This is a genomic window from Mesorhizobium sp. WSM1386 (genome assembly GCF_055901595.1).
In genome coordinates this window covers 1,731,541-1,750,993 of sequence record NZ_CM148373.1, presented here as the reverse complement: position 1 = coordinate 1,750,993, position 19,453 = coordinate 1,731,541, and the positions used below count along the sequence as shown (strand labels likewise).

Sequence of the window (19,453 nt, the reverse complement as noted above, 5' to 3'; positions counted from 1 at the left end):
TGCGGCGATTTAAGGGCGGGTTAAAGCAGGGTTTATGCACCCTTTTGAAATTCCTTACGATTTTCTAAATTCGTTACCGCCCGTCACCGCTATGAGAGAGAAAAAGGCCAGTGCCTGCTCCTCGCAGGTCACCGCCACGACGCTGTTCGACCGGTCGATGTCGAGGCCTTTCGGGCCGCCTTCCTCGATGCTGGCTCTGCCGCGCTGAAAAATTTCCTCATCGAGCACGGCGACCGAACGCGACGGGCGGCGATGCCCGGTCCAATCGCCATTGCTGGCATAGACATGCACCGCCGGGCTGCCCGCGTCGGCGACGAGGATGTGCCGGTCGTCATCGGTAAAGCGCAGGCCATGCGGAAAGCCGGCGTCCTGCAGGATGCCGGTGGGCTCGCTGTCGAGCCCAAGCGATGGCGAGATCCGGTAAAGCTTGACGTCCCGGGTACCGTGGCTGCTGACGGCAATCCACCGGCCGTCATGGTTGAGCGCGATGCCGTCGGGAATGTCCAGCCCATTCCTGAGCAATGGCCGGTTCCTGATCGTCCGGTAGCCCAGCCAGCGGACAGCCACATGCCGGGTGACCAGATGCGTGTAATTGTTGCAGACCAGCAGGCTGATGCGGCCGCCGGACTGACGCCGGACGACGACCGAGCCCGGTGTGTTAAGTTTGCAAAAGGGCTTGCCGTTGATCCGGCGAACGGCCGTGATTTCCCGATGCTGCCCCGCCATGCTTTCCACCGGCAGTTCGAACACCGCAAGCTTCCCGTCGCGGTTGGCCACCACCAAGGTTCGGTCATCGATGAAGTCCAGCCCATGCACCTCGCCGATGCTCTCCGATCTCAGCTCCATGAAATCATGGATCGTGACATCGGGACCACCCGGCCCCACCCCGACATCGACACGCAGGACCAGGCACCGCTTGCGCGCGAAGGCCGCGATCGCCAGCAGCCGATTGTCCGGCGAAAAGCGCAGGTCCTCGGTTCTTCCGATCGCTGAAAGGGCCGCCCGCACCGCTTCACTGGCCTTGAAGCCGATCTGGGGTGTCATGATGTGCTTTTCGTCCAGATCGAACGCGGGAAATACTCGGTTTGCACCCGCCGGCGAATCTCCAACCCGTTTTGATGTCATGCTAGAGACCCGCTGCCTTTGCCAGATAGCCCTTGAATTTCAGGCCGCCAGCCATGCTCTTTGTGCCTATCGGTCAAGGCCGTCCGCCATCTGCACATCGAGCGGCATGAAGACCCCCATTTTCAGATCGGCTCGAACGTCACATCCGGCTGGTCGGGGCCGCCGGCTTGCCGCAGCAAGGCAACCAAGTGTTCGCGCCTGTCGACCGGCTGTTTTCGCCAGTTCGATGCATTCGTTATGTGCAGCCAGCCGTCGACAGACATGAAAAAGTCCTCATGCCGATCATCCCCCTCGCCGAAGCGGACCAAGGTGTCCTCCGTGAACCGGATCGACGCCGGATCCATCGACCGGTAAAGCACCGGCCAGTTGCCGCCGCCCGAATCCATGTGAAACTTGTAGCTCGGGGCGAAATCCAGCGGTCGCCGCAGCAGGCTCCCGTCGAAGAAGCAGAAGGCGGGCCACAGGAACCAGCCGCCTAGCGTCGGCGTATCGCGCCGCACGCTGCCGTAGGCGCTCTTGCCCTCGAGCCGGTCACGGATGGAAAAGGCTTGCGTGGGAAAGATATCATGGTCGATGAAGCCGAAGAGCTTCGGGCCGAAACCGGTCACGAAGTTCCGCACGATCCAGTTCAGCGCCTGGCCGTGCGATCTGGAGACGACAAGCCTGTTCTTCGGCAAGGCGACATAGGGGACCTGCTGGCGACGGCAGAGGTCGCGGATCGCCTCCCTTGCCTCGTCCTTCTTGCTGTTGTCGAAGACGATGTAGCTCTCATGTTCGGCCAGGTATCGGCGCACAAGATGGATCTGCCACTCGATCACATCGGGCCGGTTGAAGGCCACGGTGGCGATGATCGCGTTGCGGAATGCCTGTTGTCGCCCCTGCAATTCGCTAACCGGCGCGGCAGTCCGCAGGAAGCGAAATGTCCGCCAGCGATAGCGCAGCAGCGCTTCGCGCCTCGGCGGCCTGTTCAGCCGCTCCCATTCCGCAACGCTAATCCTGGGCTGATCGTCGCCCTCCGGCGCGTCGCAAGCCCCCATGTCGCGCTCCTGCATCCGCCGCCAAACCAACGGCGGGTTCAGTTCTGCTGGATCGAAATGCCCTTGTCGTCGATCTTGAGTTCGACGCCTTTCGGCTTGGTCTGCTCGCGGTAGACATAGACGCCAAGCGCGATGACCACGACGGCGAGCGCGCCAATGATGAGATAGAGCGTATTCTGTTTCATGCCGCGCTCTTTCCGATGTCGAGCCTCAGGCTCGTTTCAGCACCTTCACCAGCACCAGCAGGATAATGGCGCCGATCGTGGCATGGATGATGGAAGCGATGATGCCGCCGCCGATGGAAAAGCCGATCCGCGGGAAAAGCCAGCCGGCGATGAACGCGCCGACGATGCCGACGATGATGTTGCCGATCAGGCCGAAGCCGAAACCCGAGACGACGAGGCCGGCAAGCCAGCCGGCGATGGCACCAATGATGATGAAGACGAGAAGGCTTTCGACACCCATAGCGATTTCCTCCGAGCAAGAGGGCGAACGCGGAGCGGAAAGCTCCGAATCGGCCTCGATATCAAGGGCTTCAAGCTATGCGAAAGCAGCCGGCCTCGCCAGCGGCGCGCTCACTGGAGCATGATCCCGAAAAGTGGGAACCAGTTTTTCAGAAAAGATGGTGCTCCAACAAAGGGATAGAGCAATTCCAGGAAAGCTGTGAGCCGGTTTTTCCGGGAAAAGCGCGTAGCGCTGTGGCTTGGGGATTGCGTCAAAAACCTAATCGTCATCGTCGCTGGCGGCGGGCCGCCAACTGGTCGGCTCGACCTTCTTTTGCGTGTGGCTGTCGGTGTAGACCCACCAGCCGTCGTCGCGATATTGCGCGATGGATTCGTTCAGCACGCCGTCGCTGTCCTTCCAGGTAACGCTGACCTTGGAGCCGTCGGTCGGCGCGGTCGCAATGGGCTTTCGGTCGACCATGTCATCCCCTTCGAACCGACTAACTGAGCCGACAGAACGCGACGGCTTGCACGTGGTTCCAAACTGCTCCGGCGACGCAAGTTGCGCGAGGCCGGTCAGCTGTGAGCGAAGATATCCTCTTCGCCCCAGCCCATCAGGTCAAGCTTGGCCCGCGTCGGCAGGAAGCGGAAACAGGCATCCGCCTCCTTGGCCCGCCCGTCGCGTGCCAGCCGCCCGGCAAGGACATCGCGCAGCCGGTGCAGATAGAGCACATCGGAAGCGGCATATTCGAGCTGTTCGGGCGACAGTGTTTCAGCCGCCCAGTCCGACGATTGCTGCGCCTTGGAGAGGCCGACGCCGAGAAGCTCGAAGCAGATGTCCTTCAGCCCGTGACGGTCGGTATAGGTACGGGTCAGCCGCGAGGCGATCTTGGTGCAGAACACCGGCTCGGGCATCACCCCGAACGCATTGTAGAGCACGGCAAGGTCGAAGCGCCCGTAGTGGAACAGCTTGGTTATGCCGCGGTTCCTGAGCAGGCTGACGAGGTTCGGCGCCTTCTTCTGCCCCGGTGCGATCTGGATAACGTCGGCGCTGCCGTCGCCGGGCGAGATCTGCACCACGCACAGCCGGTCGCGATGCGGGTTGAGGCCCAGCGTTTCCGTGTCGATGGCCACCGCCCCGACATTGTAATGCGTGAGGTCAGGCAGATCATGCTTGTGGAAACGGATATCGGCCATTGTCTTCTCCGGTCGCGGCGTTACCCGTCCTCGCCGCGATCCGGTGAAAAATCAACAAGAAATCTCGTTTTCCGCCGCTCAGCGCGTCAGTGCATCGAGAATGCGCGCCCAGGAGCGCTGGCCCTTGTGGAAGGATGAGAGCTCATATTTCTCGTTGGGCGAATGGATGCGGTCGTCGTCGAGGCCGAAGCCGACCAGCAGCGATTCCATGCCGAGATAGGTCTGGAAGTCGCCCACCACCGGAATGGAGCCGCCGCTGCCGGTCGTCACCGCAGGCTTCGGCCACTCATCGGACAGCGCATTCTTGGCCTTGGCCAGGAATGGCGAGTCATAGGAAAGCTGGATTGCCGGCGAGCCGCCATGCGGGTGGAACTCGACCGAACAGTCGGCCGGAATGCGCTCGCTGACGAATTTCTGGAAGGCTGCGCGGATCTTCTTGGGATCCTGCTTGTGGACGAGGCGGAACGACACCTTCGCCGAGGCTTCCGCCGCGATCACCGTCTTGAACCCCTTGCCGGTATAGCCGCCGATGATGCCGTTGAACTCGGCGGTCGGCCGCGCCCAGGTGAGTTCCAGCACCGAACGGCCTTTTTCCCCCGAAGGGATCGACAGGCCGACAGGCCCGAGGAAGGTCTCGGCCGTCTCGCCAAGCGTCTCCCATGATTTCAGCACCTGCGACGGCGTTTCCTCGACGCCGTCATAGAAGCCGGGGATGGTGATATGGCCATCCTTGTCGTGGATGTCGGCCAGCACCTTGGCCAGGATGCGGATCGGGTTGGCGGCGGCCCCGCCATAGAGGCCGGAATGCAGGTCGCGGTCGGCGGCCTTGACCGTGATCTCCTCGCCGACCAGTCCGCGCAGTCCCACGCAGATCGACGGCGTGTCGCGGTTCCACATGCCGGTATCGCAGACCAGCGCAAAGTCGGCCTTGAGCTCCCCGGCATTGGCTTCGAGGAACGGCTTCAGCGACGGTGAGCCGGACTCTTCCTCGCCCTCGAACAGGATGGTGATGTTGCATGGCAGGTTGCCATGCACCTGCTTCCAGGCGCGGCACGCCTCGACGAAGGTCATCAGCTGGCCCTTGTCGTCGGCCGAGCCACGCCCCGTGATCACCTTGTGTCCAGGCCCGACCTCCTTGATGGCAGGCGCGAACGGGTCGTTCTCCCACAGTTCAATCGGGTCGACCGGCTGTACGTCGTAGTGGCCATAGAACAGCACATGCGGCGAACCCGCCGGCCCGTCATGATGCGCGACGACCATCGGATGTCCGGGCGTATCACGCACGCTGGCGTCGAAGCCGATCAGCTTCAGCTCCGCCACCAGCCATTCCGCCGCTTTGCGGCAGTCTGCGGCATAGGCCGGATCGGTGGAGATCGATTTGATCCTGAGCAGGCCGAACAGCCGTTCGAGGCTCTGGTCGAGATTCTTGTCGAGGCGGTCGAGGACGGGGGAAATTGCGGACATTTGCTAAGCCTTTCGATTCAGTGCCGGAACCGTAAAGGCAGAGCGGCAAAACGAAAAGCCCGGGACCATTGGACCACGGCCGCGCAGCTATGTCGCAAGGCAAAAAAATGCCGCCGTGGTGGAGGGGAACCACGGCGGCCTTTACTCGAAACGATGCGGCAGCCCGGAGAGGGGGGATAGGCTGCCGCAAGTGTCCGGGATAGGCGGGGGACGGGCCTTGCTCCGGACTTCGGCGAAAACTGCCGATGAGTTCTATTTGGGTCTGTGAACGTGGCGATTCAAGGGCACGAGTATTACACTTTTGTAACGTGGCTGTGATCAGGCCGCCTCGACCTGGTTCTGTCAGGGTGTTGCCGGAACCGATATCTGGCGATGTCTTTGGCATGGACCAAGCCGTCGCGCCGCGCTATCCCTGCCGGCATGAAAAAAGGCGATCATCTCTTCCTTGTCGACGGCTCCGGCTACATCTTCCGGGCCTATCACGCGCTGCCGCCGCTGACACGCAAGTCCGACGGCCTGCCGGTCGGCGCCGTTTCCGGTTTCTGCAACATGCTGTGGAAGCTGATGCAGGATGCCCGCAACACCGATGTAGGCATCGTGCCGACGCATTTCGCGGTCATCTTCGACTATTCCTCGAAAACCTTCCGCAATGACCTTTACCCCGAATACAAGGCCAACCGTTCGGCGCCGCCCGAGGATCTGATCCCGCAATTCGGCTTGATCCGCCAGGCGACCCGGGCGTTCAACCTGCCCTGCATCGAGATGGAAGGCTTCGAGGCCGACGATCTCATCGCCACCTATTGCCGGCTGGCCTGCGAGGCCGGCGGCGACACCACCATCATCTCCTCCGACAAGGACCTTATGCAACTGGTCGGTGCCACGGTCGGCATGTACGACCCGATGAAGGATCGCCAGATCGGTGTTCCCGAAGTGATCGAGAAATGGGGCGTGCCGCCGGAAAAGATGATCGATCTGCAGGCGTTGACCGGCGACTCCGTGGATAACGTTCCCGGCGTGCCCGGCATCGGCCCGAAGACGGCGGCGCAACTGCTGGAGCAGTTCGGCGACCTCGACGGGCTGCTGGCCCGGGCCGGCGAGATCAAGCAGGACAAGAGGCGCGAATCGATCATCGCCAACACCGACAAGGCGCGCATCTCGCGCCAGCTGGTGACGCTGAAGAACGACGTGCCGGTGGCCGAGGGGCTGGACGACTTCGTCCTGCACGCACCGGACGGCCCGAAGCTGATCGGCTTCCTCAAGACGATGGAATTCACCTCGCTGACCCGTCGCGTCGCGGAAGCGACCAGCACCGAGGCCGGGGACGTCCAGGCCGTCGCTGTCACCGTCGAACGCGCCGATAGTGCGCATGGGCCGGATGTCGGCGCCGGAGCACCCGTCATTGCCCGAAACGGGGCCGAGCCAAGCGAGGCCAACGGAACCACCGAAACACCAAAGCAGGGCGACACCCCTTCCCTGCTCGCGGCGCTGCGGCTGGAGCGGGCGGCCACCCGCAAGATCGACATATCGGCCTACCAATGCATTCGCGATATCGCGACCTTGAAAGCATGGGTGGCCGAAGCGCGCGAGACTGGCATCGCCGCCTTCGACGTCAGGGCGACAGCGGCCGATCCGATGCAGGCCGAACTGATCGGCATGGCAATGGCGACCGCACCTGGCCGCGCCGCCTACATTCCCTTTTCCCACAAGAGCGGCAACGGTGACCTGCTCGGCGGCGGCACGCTGGAAAACCAGATCTCTCTTCGCGAGGCGCTGGCGGTGCTGAAACCACTGCTGGAGGACAAATCGGTCCTCAAGATCGCGCAGAACCTGAAATACGATCTCGTCATCATGAGCCGCTATGGCATCGATGTCGCGCCGTTCGACGACACCATGCTGATCTCCTATGTGCTCGATGCCGGCACGCCGCACGGCCACGGCATGGACGCGCTTGCCGACAAATGGCTTGGCCATACCCCTCTCCAGCTCAAGGACGTGACCGGCTCCGGCAAGAGCTCGGTCGGTTTCGATCAGGTCGACATCGACAAGGCGACCGCCCACGCCGCCGAGGACGCCGACGTCACGCTCCGGCTCTGGCTGGTGCTGAAGCCCCGGCTTGCCGCCAAGGGCCTGGTGTCGGTCTACGAGCGGCTGGAACGGCCGCTGGTGCCGGTGCTGGCGCGCATGGAACAGCGCGGCATTTCGGTCGACCGGCAGATCCTGTCCAGGCTGTCGGGCGAACTGGCGCAAGGTGCCGCCCGGCTGGAGGAGGAAATCTACCAGCTCATCGGCGAACGCATCAACATCGGCTCGCCCAAGCAGCTCGGCGACATCCTGTTTGGCCGGATGGGCCTTCCCGGTGGCTCCAAGACCAAGACCGGCCAGTGGTCGACCTCGGCGCAACTTCTGGAAGACCTCGCCGCCGAGGGTCACGAACTGCCGCGCAAGATCGTCGACTGGCGCCAGCTAACCAAGCTGAAATCGACCTATACCGATGCGCTGCCCGGCTTCATCCATCCCGACACCAAACGCGTCCACACCTCCTACGCGCTTGCCGCGACCACCACGGGCCGCCTGTCATCGTCCGACCCGAACCTGCAGAACATTCCCGTGCGCACCGCCGAGGGGCGCAAGATCAGGACCGCCTTCATTGCCGACAAGGGCAACCGGCTGGTCTCGGCCGACTACAGCCAGATCGAACTGCGCGTGCTCGCCCATGTCGCCGAGATCCCGCAACTGCGGCAGGCCTTCGCCGACGGCGCCGACATCCATGCCATCACCGCCTCGGAGATGTTCAACGTGCCCGTGGAGGGCATGCCTTCGGAAGTCCGCCGCCGCGCGAAGGCGATCAATTTCGGCATTATCTACGGCATCTCCGCCTTCGGCCTCGCCAACCAGCTGTCGATCCCGCGCGAGGAGGCGAGCAACTACATCAAGAAATACTTCGAGCGTTTCCCCGGCATCCGCGACTATATCGAGGAGACCAAGGCCTATGCCCGCGAGCATGGCTTCGTCGAGACGATCTTCGGCCGCCGCATCCACTATCCGGATATAAGATCGTCCAACCCCTCGATCCGCGCGTTCAACGAGCGCGCCTCGATCAATGCCCGCCTGCAAGGCACCGCCGCCGACATCATCCGCCGCGCCATGGTGCGCATGGACGAGGCGCTGGAGAAGGCGAAGCTGTCCGCCCGCATGCTTCTTCAAGTGCATGACGAACTGATCTTCGAAACCGTCGACGCGGAAGTCGAGGCGACCATTCCCGTCGTGCGCCATGTCATGGAAAACGCGGCGATGCCGGCTGTATCGATGTCGGTCCCGCTGCACGTCGACGCCCGAGCGGCCAACAACTGGGACGAGGCGCATTAGCGCCAACGCAAGGTGTGTTGCGATTCAGGTCAAGCGGCCATTTGCAGACCGGCCTCACCTGAATATCAATACACCTCAGGCCGCTTCAGCCCGGCACTTGGCGCACGTCCCACGAAACTCGATCACCGCCTTCTTGGCGGCGAAGCCGGTCGAGTTGACCCATTCGTTCAGCCGGTGGTCGACGTCGTGATCGGACATTTCGGTCACCTGCCCGCATGTGTCGCAGATGGCGAAGGCGGTCATGGAATGGCTGTGGTCGTGCGGTTCGGCGCAGGCGACGAAGGAATTGATGCTTTCCAACCGATGCACGAAGCCTGACTTCACCAGCGTGTCGAGCGCGCGGTAGACTTGTAGCGGGGCGCGGAAGCCCCGCTCACGCAACTGGTCGAGCAAGGTATAGGCGCTGAGCGGCCCACTGGCGGTCTCGAGCTTCTCGAGCACGCACAGCTGGTTTTTCGTCAGCACATCCCTTGCCGCCATGGTTCCGTTCCAACTTGTCCCGCGCCGTTTCCAGGCTGCTTCTTCGAACGTAGAGCCTGGTTCCATTCAGATAGCGACGAACCGCGGTCTTTGCTACTCTTCTGTTGCTGTCCCGGCCGATCGATGACCTGCCGGCACATTTGGGGATGGCGGAGGGATAGCGGGATCTATGGCGAAGCGACATTCAAAATACTGACAAGATTCTCGGTGAGGGTGGCCTCGCTTGGGAAATTCGATCGGGCTTGGGGAAGCAATATGATCAAATTGACACGCCGGACGCTGCTTGTCGGCACGTCGGCGCTGATGGCTGCCGGTACGGTGCCGTTCCGCGCGCTCGCCGCATCGCGCACCTATCATGCGCTGCTGGTGGCATGCACTGAATATCCTGCCCTGCCCCAGAGGAACTGGCTGATCGGGCCGAAGAACGATGCCGGCCTGGTGCACGAATATCTTCTCAAGAACGTGCCCGATCCGGTGCGGTTCGCGCCCGAAAACATTACGCTGCTCGCCAAGGACGTGCCCGGCGCCAAGGGCTTGCCGACCCATGCGGCGATCAAGGCTGCGCTCGCCGATCTTGCCGAGAAAGTGCAGCGCGACGATTTCGTCTATCTGCATTTGTCCGGTCACGGCGCCCAGCAGCCTGCGAGGGTCAAGGGCGACGAGACCGATGGGCTCGATGAGATCTTCCTGCCTGTCGATATCGACAAGTGGATCAACCGCGATGCCGGCGTGCCCAATGCGTTGGTCGACAATGAGATGGGCGACGCGCTGGACGCCATCCGCGACAAGGGCGCCTTTGTCTGGGCGGTGTTCGACTGCTGCCATTCCGGCACTGCGACACGCGCCGTCGAAGTCGACGACGAGATGGAGCGCAAGGTCGAGTTCGCCGACCTGGTCGGCGGCGACGAAGCAGCCCGGGTGGCAGCCGTCAAGACCTATGAGGATACGGCCGCAAGCGCCTCGCGCGGCCTCGACGAAAATGGCGCGCGCAAGCCCGCTTTCAACCTGACGCCGACTGGCGGCGAACCCATCGCCAAGGGCAAGCTGGTCGCCTTCTACGCCGCGCAGACGGTGGAGACGACGCCGGAGATGCCGCTGCCCAAGGGCACCGCGGATGCACCGCGCTTCGGCCTGTTCACCTTCACCATCCTGTCGAAACTGGCCGAGAACCCCAACATCACCTATCGCCAGCTTGGCCAGGCCGTGCTGCAGCAATATTCGGCCGACAGCCGCACCCGGCCGACGCCGCTGTTCGAGGGCGAACTCGACGCGCGCGTCTTCGGCACCGACAAGATGGACGCGGTCATGCAATGGCCAGTCGCCGTCAAGGACGGTGAGGCGACGATCGGCGCCGGCCTGCTGCACCGCCTGACCCCCGGCAGCAAGCTCGCCATCCTGCCCTCGGCGCTGTCGTCGCTGTCGGATGCCGTTGGCTATCTCGAAGTGCAGTCGGCAAAGAACCTGGAAAGCCGCGTCAAGCCAGTCGAGTTCGACAAGAAGCCGGCGCTGAAGCTGGCCGACATTCCAGCGAATTCCTATGCGCGAGTGGCGGAGATCGCCGTCGACTACAAGCTCACAATCGCGCGGCCTGCCGCGACCAGGGGACTTGAGAAGGAAACCGCTCTCGTCAATTCGGTTCTCGACGAGTTGGCCACCGCCAAGGAAACCGGCTTCAACATCGAGCTGGTCGATCCGGGCAAAAGCGCCGAGCTGCGTTTCGCGGTGATGCGCGAGAACGCCATTGCCGGTTCCGCCAAGGACGCGACCGACAAGCCGGCGCTGTGGTTCCTGCCGGCGTCGGGCGATGTGACCCTGAAGGACGGCGGCAAACCGCCGCTGATCATGATCCACCCGGACGATCGCCAGAAACTGGTCGATGCGACGGTCAGGAATTTGCGCACCATCTTCCGCGCCACCGGGCTTTCGCGGCTGGCGGCGGCCTCCGACTACAGGCCAGAGGATGTCGACGTCCAGTTCCAGGTCAAGCGCAGCGACAAGGACGGGCTCGAGCCGTTGCAGGCTTCGGTGGTTCCCCGCGTCTCACCCGGCGACGAGGTGCATGTGCTGGCCAGGAACAGCTCGGACCAGCTGGTCGACATCAACGTGCTTTACGTCGGCAGCGACTATTCGATCACCCACATCGTTGCCGAGCGCCTCGCGCCGCAGGCCACCCTGGAGGAAGGACTGCTGGCCTTCACCGACACCAGTTTCGGCATGGAGCGGATGATCGCGGTGCTGACCGAGGCGCCACCGGAGAGCGAGAAGGAGGATCTGAGCTTCCTGGCGCAGGACGGCGTCGCGTCGATGACGCGCGGGCTGGGCGCCGCCAGCTTCTCCGACATGCTCGCCGATATCGGCATGGCGCCGCCGACCCGCTCGGTGATGCGGCTTGCCGACAAGAGCGGCCCGAAAGGCGCGGTGATGATCTTCCCGATGGAGACGGTGCCGCGCGCCTGAAACTCCGGCGCTGGGGCGCGCGCCCTGTTGCGCCAGCCCTTGCGAGCCGGCCCTTGCGCGCTTGGCGCGATATGAGAACATTCCCGGCCTCAGCCAAAGGGTGAGCGGCTGATGAAACAGATAGGATCGGTCTTGAGGAACAGTGTTTTTTCCTGGCGTGGAGCGGTTGCCGGACTTGCCGGTGGCCTGTTCATGATCGCCAATGCCTCGGCGCAGGACACTTGCGGCCTCTGTGCCAAGCAGGTGGTCATCAATTCGGAACTGGCAACCTGCTTCCTCGATCAATACGACCAGTTCGCCAAAACCAGCAGTGACGCGGTCGTGGTCGATCTCTCAAGTTGCGCCTCGCGCGGCGTGGTCGAAGCGTTGCCCTCGCCGAGCAAGGCGCCGGCGGAGCCGGACGTGCAGTTCATGGTTTCGCGCCCGCAGCTGGCATGCCTGAAAAAGCAGCTTGAAGCGCCGGGCGTGGTGCTCGATCCCTCCGCCACCATCGAATTGGACAACTGCAAATGAAAAAGCCGGGGGGCACGACAAAGCAGACACAGATGGTTGCGACCACCAAGGCGACGGCGGCAACGCAGACGCTGCCTGAAACCACCGAAGGTTTCCCCTGGCCGAGCAGCCATGAGATCAAGAAGGAGAGCAATCCGTTCACCGACCGCGACTGGCGCATGCTGGTCTATGCCTGGTCGGGGATGCTGGTGCGCTTTGCCATCATCTTCACTTTGGCATTCTCGGTCTACCAGTTCCTGGCCAACCAGGAGCAGAAGCGCGTCGAACAGACCATGTCGCTGGTCGAGCTCTGGGAGACCAAGGACTACCAGCAGGCGCAGCGGGCGCTGAAGGATCGTCTCGCTGCCCTCAACGCCAAATACGACAATCTGCTCAGTGCAAATCCCTCGCCGACCGAGGAGCAGGTGTTCCGGCAGCGCATCGGCATCGAGGCGATGAGCGCTTCGGGGGGTGACATGCCGCTTGCCGATTTCAACGAGAATTTCGACCGCATCGTCTATTTCCTCAACCGCCTGTCCTTCTGCGTCGACGGCGACCTGTGTTCGCGCAAAGTGACCGATGCCTATTTCCACGATTATGCCGTCTCGTTCTGGAGTTACTTTGCCGGCTATGTCGACAAGCAGCGCAAGGCGGGTTCACCGACTTTCGCCACGGCCATCGAAGCCTATGTGCGCAATGGGCAGCCCACTGCCGAAGCCAAATGACGAAGGGAAAAGCGGGCTTCCGCCTTATGCGCGCCTGTCGCTGGCTGGCCGTGGCTGGAGCCCTGGTTTCCGCCTCGGTCGCCCGCGCCGAGGACGTCCCCGATTTCCACCTCGACCTCGACACCGGCGGGCACAGCGCCCAAGTCACCGATCTTGCCTTCACGCCCGACGGCGAAGACATCGTCTCTGCGTCCGACGACAAGACCATCCGCATCTGGGACTGGCAGAGCGGCGTGACGCTGCGCACCATCCGCGGCTATCTCGGCAATGGCAGCGATGGCAAGATCTTCGCGGTCGCGGTTTCGCCGGATGGCAAGACGATCGCCGCCGGCGGCTATTTCGGCGCCAGCCTCGGCGACAAGCCGCCCTATGGCGACGTCAGGCTGTTCGACTTTGCCACCGGCAAGATGAAGGCCGTGCTCAAGGCCGCCGACTACGCGACCTATAACCTCGCCTTCTCCCCCGACGGCAAGACCCTGGCTGCCGGTGGTGGCGACGGCATGGTCTATCTCTGGCGGCCCGACGATACATCGGTGACCGGCTGGACGCTGGACAAGAAGCTCGACGCCGATTCCTGGCACATCGACAAGCTGGCCTTCGCCGCCGAGGGAACCCGCCTGGCGGCGGCCACCACCGACAATGGCATCCGGCTCTGGGATGTCGCCAAGGGCGAGGAGATCGCCTTGCCGGCCGAGGCGGAACAATTGAGGGAGATCAGCGTCCAGGCGCTGGCCGCCTCGCTGGACGGCAGCCTGTTTGCCACCGGCAGCAAGGACGGACAGGTCCAGCTCTGGCGCGCGGCCGACGGCACGCTGGCGCGCACCATGCCGAAGCAGGATTTCCTGATCGGTTCGCTGACCTTCGCCAAGGGTTCGCGGCTGGTCGTCTCCTGCGGCTATCGCTGCGCCGACAAGCATCGTTCCACCGTCTGGAACACCGACAACGGCGAGAATCTGCTCGACTACTCCGGTCACGACGGCACCGTCTACGCCAGCGCCGCCAACGCAGACGGCTCGCTGGTGGCGACCGCCGGCGGCACGCGCAACGCCATCCAGGTCTGGGATCCGGCCACCGGCGAACAAAAGGCATTGCTGCAGGGCTTGGGCGAGCCGGTGACATCAATCGGCATCGACGCGGCGAACGGCGTCATCGCCTGGGGCAACGCCAACCCCTGCCCCGATCGCGTGGCCTGCCCGGAAAAGCAGGGCACGTTGAGCAACGCGCTGATATTGCCGACCACCGAGCGTTTCTTCGACGACCCGCAGCCGCTGACGGAACCGGGCTCGTTTGCCCGCGCCGTGCTGGCCGACGAACACTGGTCGCTACGTGCCGCCACGGGTGGCAAGGACGCGCTGGAAAATGCGGTGCTGGAGATACTTCATGACGGTAAGATGGTGCGCTCGATCGAGAACGATGCAACCGTCGGCTTTGTCCATTCCGCCTTTACCCTGATCGACGACGGGCTTGGCCTGATCACCGGCGGCAATGACGGCACGCTGCTGGAATACAAGGCCGCGACCGCCAGGGTCTCCGGCGAATTCATCGGCCACACCGGCGAAATCAACGCCATGGTCGCCTCGCAGAAAGCCGGCCTGCTGGTCACCGGGAGCGCCGACCAGACGCTCAGGCTGTGGAACCTGACGACCCACGAACTGATCGTGTCGATGTTCTTTGCCGGCTCGCAATGGATCGCCTGGATGCCGCAAGGCTATTACTACTCCTCCGACGAGGGCGACAAGCTGATCGGCTGGCAGGTCAACCAGGGCCGCGACCACGAAGGCCGTTTCATCCGCGCCGGCCAGTTGAAGAAATATCTCTGGAGCCCCGAAATGGTGCGCCGCGCCATCATCTTGCGCAGCGCCAGACAGGCGGTCGAGGAGATGCGGCCGGGCGTCGATAACGAGCTGCAAAAGCTTTTGCAGCGCAAGCCGCCGGAATTCGGCATCCGCCTCGCGGAAGACCAAAGCAAGGTCCGCGACGGTTATGTCGCTGTCGAGATCACCGGCGCCAGGGAAGCCGGAACCGATGTCGCCGGCTTCTCGATCCTATCGAACAGCCGCAATGTCGGGGACCTCACCGCACGCTCGGTGGACGGCAACAGCACCATCGTCGAGGTACCGGTCGAGGACGGGAAAAACACAATCCGCATCACCGGCACCAACGAATATGGCTATCTGACCGAGCGCAGCGTCACCGCGCTGGCGAGGAAGACCGAGAAGGCCGAGCCCAAGGGCAAGCTCTATGTCGCGGTGATCGGCGTCGACAAATATCCGTTCCTGACCGACGCCTGCTCCGGCCACGCCTGCGACCTGCGCTACCCCGTCGATGACGCCACCGAATTCCTCAAGGTCATTGCGCAGAAATCGGCGCCGCTGTTCGCGTCCATGGAGACGCTGGTTTTGGTGAACCGCGAAGCGCTCGACGAAGCCCCCGACAACGCCAAGCAGGCCTACGCGGTCGCCAGCGCCGACAACATCATGGAGCCCGATTCGGACACGATCGACGACCAGCTCGCCGATTTCCTCGACCGGCCTGGCGAGCACGACACCACCATCATCTTCGTTGCCGGCCACGGCATCAACATCGACGAGGACTATTATTTCATCCCGACCGACGGCCGCAAACAGGATGCCGAGCGCTGGAAGCGCTCCTCGCTTGTCGACTGGTCCGACATCCAGAAATCGGTCGAACGGGCCAAGGGCATGCGCTTCATGCTGCTCGACACCTGCCACGCCGCCAATGCTTTCAACCCGCGCTTGGAGAAGGACGCGCAGGATGCGCGCATCGTCGTGTTCTCGGCCACCGCCGCCAACAACACCGCCGCCGAACTGCCCGAACTCGGCCATGGCGTCTTCACCTATTCGATCCTCGAGGGCCTGCGCGGCAAGGCGAGGACATCGGACGGTGGCGTCACGCTGTTCGGCCTCGCCGATTTCATTTCGCGCGAGGTGGTGCGGCTGACCGCGTCGAAGCAGAAGCCGTTCTATTATGTCGGCGGTGTGGAAAACATCGTGTTGGCTGAGCCATGAGGCCGATCTTCCTAATCGTGCTCCTAACCCTGCTCTCCCTCCCCACCTTCGCCGCCCCACTCGTCTGCCCGCCCGGCACCGAAAACTTTCCGCCCTTCTACGACGACGCCACACTGTTCAAAAATGCCATCGCCGACGTTGCCAATGTCCAGCCATCCAACCAGCGGCTGACCGGCATCACGGTGCCGCATCATCTGCTCGCCGCTGATCTGGTGGCGCTCGGTTTCAGGGCAGCCTCCGGCTTCCGCTACAAGCGCATCGTCATCCTGTCGCCGGACCACTTCCACAAGACGCACAAGCTCTACGCCACCTCCGTGCGCGGCTTCGACACCGTGCTTGGCTCGGTTGCAGCCGACGCTGACGCGGTGCGCCGGCTGGAGGCAAACAGCGACATGGTCGAGGAATCCTGCCTGTTCGACAAGGAACATGGCGTGCGGGCAACGCTGCCTTTCCTGCACCATTATTTCCCCGAGGCGAGCATCGTTCCGATAGCGATGTCGGTGAAGGCGAAGCGTGGCGATTGGGACCGGCTGGCGGAGGCGCTCAAAGCCATCGTCGACCAGGACACGCTGATCGTCGAATCCACCGACTTTTCGCATTACCTGCCGCAGCACGACTCCAGGCGTTTCGACCAGCAGTCCCTGAACATGCTGGCCGCCGGCTCGCTCGACGGCATAGCGGCGCTGCGCCAGCCCGATCACGCCGATTCCGCCGGTGCGCTCTACATCCAGACCAGGCTGCAGCGCGAATTGTTCGGCGCCCGGCCGCTGGTTATCGCCAACGAGAATTCGCAGGAGCACACGCCGGATTACGTCGAGCGGACCACCAGCTACGTGGTGGCGCTGTTCGGCGCATTCGGTCCGGGCTTCAACAATCCGGCACGGCCAAAGGACAGGATCTACTATCTTGCCGGCGACGTGAATTTCGGCCGCGCCATGAAGAAGATTTTGGTCCGTGACGGCATCGCCGACCGCGTCGTCGACAGCGTCCTTTCGCTGACTGGATCGCGACCGCTGATCGTCAATCTCGAAGGCGTCATCCTGCCCAACGTTCCGGAAGCGATCGACGACATGACGCTGGCGATGCCGGGAGGCCTCGCCCTCGACATGATGAAGCGGCTCAATGTCGCCGCTGTCAGCCTCGCCAACAACCACGCCTACGATCTCGGCCCGTCAGGCTATGCCGAGACGCTGCGCGCCCTGGACGAAGCCGGCATCCCTCATGTCGGCCAGGGCGAAACGCTGGCGCTCGCCGATCTCGATCTTGTCGGCCTGACCGACATCGACACCAACGGCTCGAAGAACACCGACCTGCTCACCCCTGCCCTGCTCGACCGGCTGCTGCATGAGAATGCAAAGCGGCCGGTGGTCGCCTTCGTCCACTGGGGCCGCGAGTACAAAACCGAGCCGTCGCCGCGCGAAGACATGCTGGCCGACGAGATGCGCCTGCGCGGCGTGTCGGCCATCGTCGGCGGCCATCCGCATGTGTCGAGCGAGGCGATCGTGCCGCTGGCCGGCGGCGATGTCGCCGAGGTTTATTCGCTCGGCAACTTCCTGTTCGACCAGAGCGCGCAACGCTCGTCGGGATCGATGCTGGAACTGCGCGTCTTCGCCCAGGGTACGATCTTCACCAGGCTCATTCCGCTGCCGAATTATTTCGAGATGGGCAGGAAATAGCACCTGCCCGATTAAGCTATGTTGAGATTCAGGTCAGGCCGGCCTCACCTGAATATCGACATATCTTAGCCGCAGCCGACCATATCGCGCGGCAGATAGCACGCCGCCGGCTCGGTCTTGGTCTCGAACAGCGACCGCTTCGGCTTGAAATAGAAGAAGGTCACCGGCTTGCTCTCGCGCACGCTGCCATCGGCGAAATGCGCCGCGATGCTGAAGCTGTGGATCGACGACATCGACGACCACATCTTCAGCCGCGCCGTGTAAGCGCTGATGCTCTTGTTGCCACGCACCGGCATGGCGATCGTGTAGTCATGCTTGCCGATCGGAAACTCGATGTTCTGGTAGCGCATCGCCTCCGGCGTGCCGCCGCCGCCATCGCCACATTCGGCCATCGATTCCGGAGTCTCAAAAACCGCCATGGTCACGGAGGTGCGGAACGGCTCGCTCTGCTGGTGGACGTGACCTTCGTCATCCGCCCAGGAATAATCGAACTTGCCGATAGCATTCAGCGTCATCGCCTGTTGCATGTTGCCGAGATAGTCGGCGACCTCGCCGAACTTGATCTTGTTGGTCAGTTGGCTGCGGCAGACATTGAGACTGTCGACCGAAGGACAGGGAAAGCGTCCGGTCTCGAGGCTCGCCGTATCGACGCCAGCCTCGGCGAGCACACTCTTGACCGACACGTCGACACCTTCGCCGAAACCGCCGATGTCCTTGGTGAACATGCGGCTTGGCTGGCCGGTTGCGTCGCCATCTTCGTTCACCGCTGTGAACTGGATCGACATCTTCATGTCCTTGGCATCGCCCCAGCCATTGTTGATAATCGAGAAATCCGGCCGGAAGCCGACACAGCCGAAATGCTCCGATATCGACAGCATCGGCTTGCGGTAGGCATCGCTCGACGCGACTTTCATTTCCAGGCTGTCGAGCTTGACTTTGGATTTGCCTGTCGTCTTGAGGTCGACCTCGGCGAAGGCCGGCGCATCGTCCCAGTCCTTGCTGCCAAAGACATTGCTGGTCGTGATCTGTCCGCTGCCGTTCCAGCTGTCATTGTCCTCATCTGCCTGCGGATAGATCGCAATGTCCTCCTCGCGTACCAAGTGCTGGTACTGCATGTCGGACTGCTGGGTCATGCGCTGATCGACCACGACGCCGATCTCGACCTTGTCGGCGTCACCGCCACCGGCCTGCGCCTTGATGAGGCCGCCCACCCTGGCGTCGGCCAGAACGTCGGGGCGCGACCCGCCGACCTCCTTGCCCATCACCCATTGCGACGCGTAGACCGTGCCACCGGCGAGTCGGGTCCGGCCCCTGCCGTTTTTCAGTCCGTCGACAAACGAGCCGGCAAAAATCTCCCCGGTCGTTGACGACAGTTGACCCTCGCCATTCGCAATGCCGTCGACGAACCGGCCCTCGTAGCGGTTGCCGTCGGCGTCGATATGCATGCCCTTGCCGTTGAGTTCCCCGGCGAGCCAATGCCCTTCGAAAACCTCGCCCGATCGCAGTTCGAGCCGGCCTTGCCCGTCGGGCCGGCCGTTCCTGACATCACCGAGATAGCTGGAATAGATGGTCTTGGGATCGTAGCTCGCCGAGCCTCGCACCCGCCAAACCAGCCTGCCCTTGCCATTGACGGTGCCGTCCTCGGCGATCGTCCGATCCGGCGATTGGCCTGCAGCCGGTTCCCAGACGAAATCGAGGTTTTTCTCAGGATGGAAATCCCAAACGCGCACTGCCCTGCGCAACACCGAACGGGTATCGGCCTGATAGAGGATTTGTACCCGTTCCGCCCAGGCGCCGTCGGCAGGCGCGGCGGCCGGATCGGCGAAAGCCGGTGAAAGCATCAGCGTGCCCAGCATCGATGCGGCCGCGACCCCGAACACTGCCCTTGCCCGCGCCATCCCTTGAGCCCCCTGGACGCCCCAACCCTTTGTCCGATCGAAGCGTAGTCGGCGACCCGGCCCC

15 protein-coding genes are annotated in these 19,453 nt (G+C 63.1%); 6 read left to right on the top strand and 9 right to left on the bottom strand.

What is annotated here, in order from left to right:
• Positions 1 to 54 precede the first annotated feature (54 nt).
• The 7 genes from AC0NIH_RS08545 to AC0NIH_RS08515 form a co-directional block, all read right to left on the bottom strand.
• Positions 55 to 1,044 carry an SMP-30/gluconolactonase/LRE family protein gene (locus AC0NIH_RS08545; RefSeq protein WP_473463807.1) on the bottom strand — a complete coding sequence of 330 codons (990 nt, stop codon included), beginning with the start codon at positions 1,042 to 1,044 and terminating at the stop codon, positions 55 to 57.
• A gap of 203 nt (positions 1,045 to 1,247) precedes the next feature.
• Positions 1,248 to 2,162 carry a hypothetical protein gene (locus tag AC0NIH_RS08540; protein ID WP_473463805.1) on the bottom strand — a complete coding sequence of 305 codons (915 nt, stop codon included), beginning with the start codon at positions 2,160 to 2,162 and terminating at the stop codon, positions 1,248 to 1,250.
• Between the two features lie 38 nt (positions 2,163 to 2,200).
• A complete protein-coding gene (locus tag AC0NIH_RS08535; RefSeq protein WP_013892968.1) occupies positions 2,201 to 2,347 on the bottom strand; it encodes a hypothetical protein in 147 nt (48 codons plus the stop codon).
• Positions 2,348 to 2,372: 25 nt separating this feature from the next.
• Entirely contained in the window at positions 2,373 to 2,627 is a 255-nt protein-coding gene (locus AC0NIH_RS08530; protein ID WP_473463802.1) for a GlsB/YeaQ/YmgE family stress response membrane protein, read from the bottom strand.
• A gap of 258 nt (positions 2,628 to 2,885) precedes the next feature.
• On the bottom strand, positions 2,886 to 3,086 hold the full coding sequence (locus AC0NIH_RS08525) for a hypothetical protein (protein ID WP_023779242.1): 201 nt from the start codon (positions 3,084 to 3,086) through the stop codon (positions 2,886 to 2,888).
• Positions 3,087 to 3,181: 95 nt separating this feature from the next.
• Positions 3,182 to 3,802: a ribonuclease D gene (locus tag AC0NIH_RS08520; RefSeq protein ID WP_023779241.1), complete on the bottom strand. Its 621-nt coding sequence runs from the start codon at positions 3,800 to 3,802 to the stop codon at positions 3,182 to 3,184.
• Between the two features lie 78 nt (positions 3,803 to 3,880).
• Positions 3,881 to 5,266 (bottom strand): M20/M25/M40 family metallo-hydrolase, encoded by a 1,386-nt coding sequence (locus tag AC0NIH_RS08515; RefSeq protein WP_023779240.1) that lies wholly within the window; start codon positions 5,264 to 5,266, stop codon positions 3,881 to 3,883.
• A 420-nt stretch (positions 5,267 to 5,686) separates the two neighbouring features.
• Here AC0NIH_RS08515 and polA point away from each other — a divergent pair, with 420 nt between their 5' ends.
• Positions 5,687 to 8,632: a DNA polymerase I gene (polA, locus tag AC0NIH_RS08510; RefSeq protein ID WP_473463927.1), complete on the top strand. Its 2,946-nt coding sequence runs from the start codon at positions 5,687 to 5,689 to the stop codon at positions 8,630 to 8,632.
• A gap of 75 nt (positions 8,633 to 8,707) precedes the next feature.
• Here the strand turns inward: polA and AC0NIH_RS08505 are convergent, their stop codons facing one another.
• Positions 8,708 to 9,112, bottom strand: coding sequence for a Fur family transcriptional regulator (locus AC0NIH_RS08505; RefSeq protein WP_224687424.1), 405 nt, complete (start codon positions 9,110 to 9,112; stop codon positions 8,708 to 8,710).
• Positions 9,113 to 9,367: 255 nt separating this feature from the next.
• On the opposite strand from AC0NIH_RS08505, the gene AC0NIH_RS08500 reads away from it, so the two are divergent.
• From AC0NIH_RS08500 to amrB, 5 genes are all read left to right on the top strand, one after another.
• Positions 9,368 to 11,569 (top strand): caspase family protein, encoded by a 2,202-nt coding sequence (locus AC0NIH_RS08500; protein ID WP_473463798.1) that lies wholly within the window; start codon positions 9,368 to 9,370, stop codon positions 11,567 to 11,569.
• A 192-nt stretch (positions 11,570 to 11,761) separates the two neighbouring features.
• Complete coding sequence (locus AC0NIH_RS08495; protein WP_013892960.1) at positions 11,762 to 12,082, top strand: hypothetical protein; 321 nt, start codon at positions 11,762 to 11,764, stop codon at positions 12,080 to 12,082.
• Positions 12,079 to 12,786, top strand: a complete 708-nt coding sequence (locus AC0NIH_RS08490) for a DUF4760 domain-containing protein (protein ID WP_473463795.1) — start codon at positions 12,079 to 12,081, stop codon at positions 12,784 to 12,786. Before AC0NIH_RS08495 ends, AC0NIH_RS08490 begins: the two co-directional genes overlap by 4 nt.
• Entirely contained in the window at positions 12,783 to 15,815 is a 3,033-nt protein-coding gene (locus AC0NIH_RS08485) for a caspase family protein (protein WP_473463793.1), read from the top strand. The genes AC0NIH_RS08490 and AC0NIH_RS08485 overlap by 4 nt, the downstream gene beginning before the upstream one ends.
• Positions 15,812 to 17,491 carry an AmmeMemoRadiSam system protein B gene (gene amrB, locus AC0NIH_RS08480; protein ID WP_473463790.1) on the top strand — a complete coding sequence of 560 codons (1,680 nt, stop codon included), beginning with the start codon at positions 15,812 to 15,814 and terminating at the stop codon, positions 17,489 to 17,491. The genes AC0NIH_RS08485 and amrB overlap by 4 nt, the downstream gene beginning before the upstream one ends.
• Before the next feature lie 65 nt (positions 17,492 to 17,556).
• Here the strand turns inward: amrB and AC0NIH_RS08475 are convergent, their stop codons facing one another.
• Complete coding sequence (locus tag AC0NIH_RS08475; protein WP_473463787.1) at positions 17,557 to 19,389, bottom strand: MORN repeat-containing protein; 1,833 nt, start codon at positions 19,387 to 19,389, stop codon at positions 17,557 to 17,559.
• Between the last annotated feature and the right edge of the window lie 64 nt (positions 19,390 to 19,453).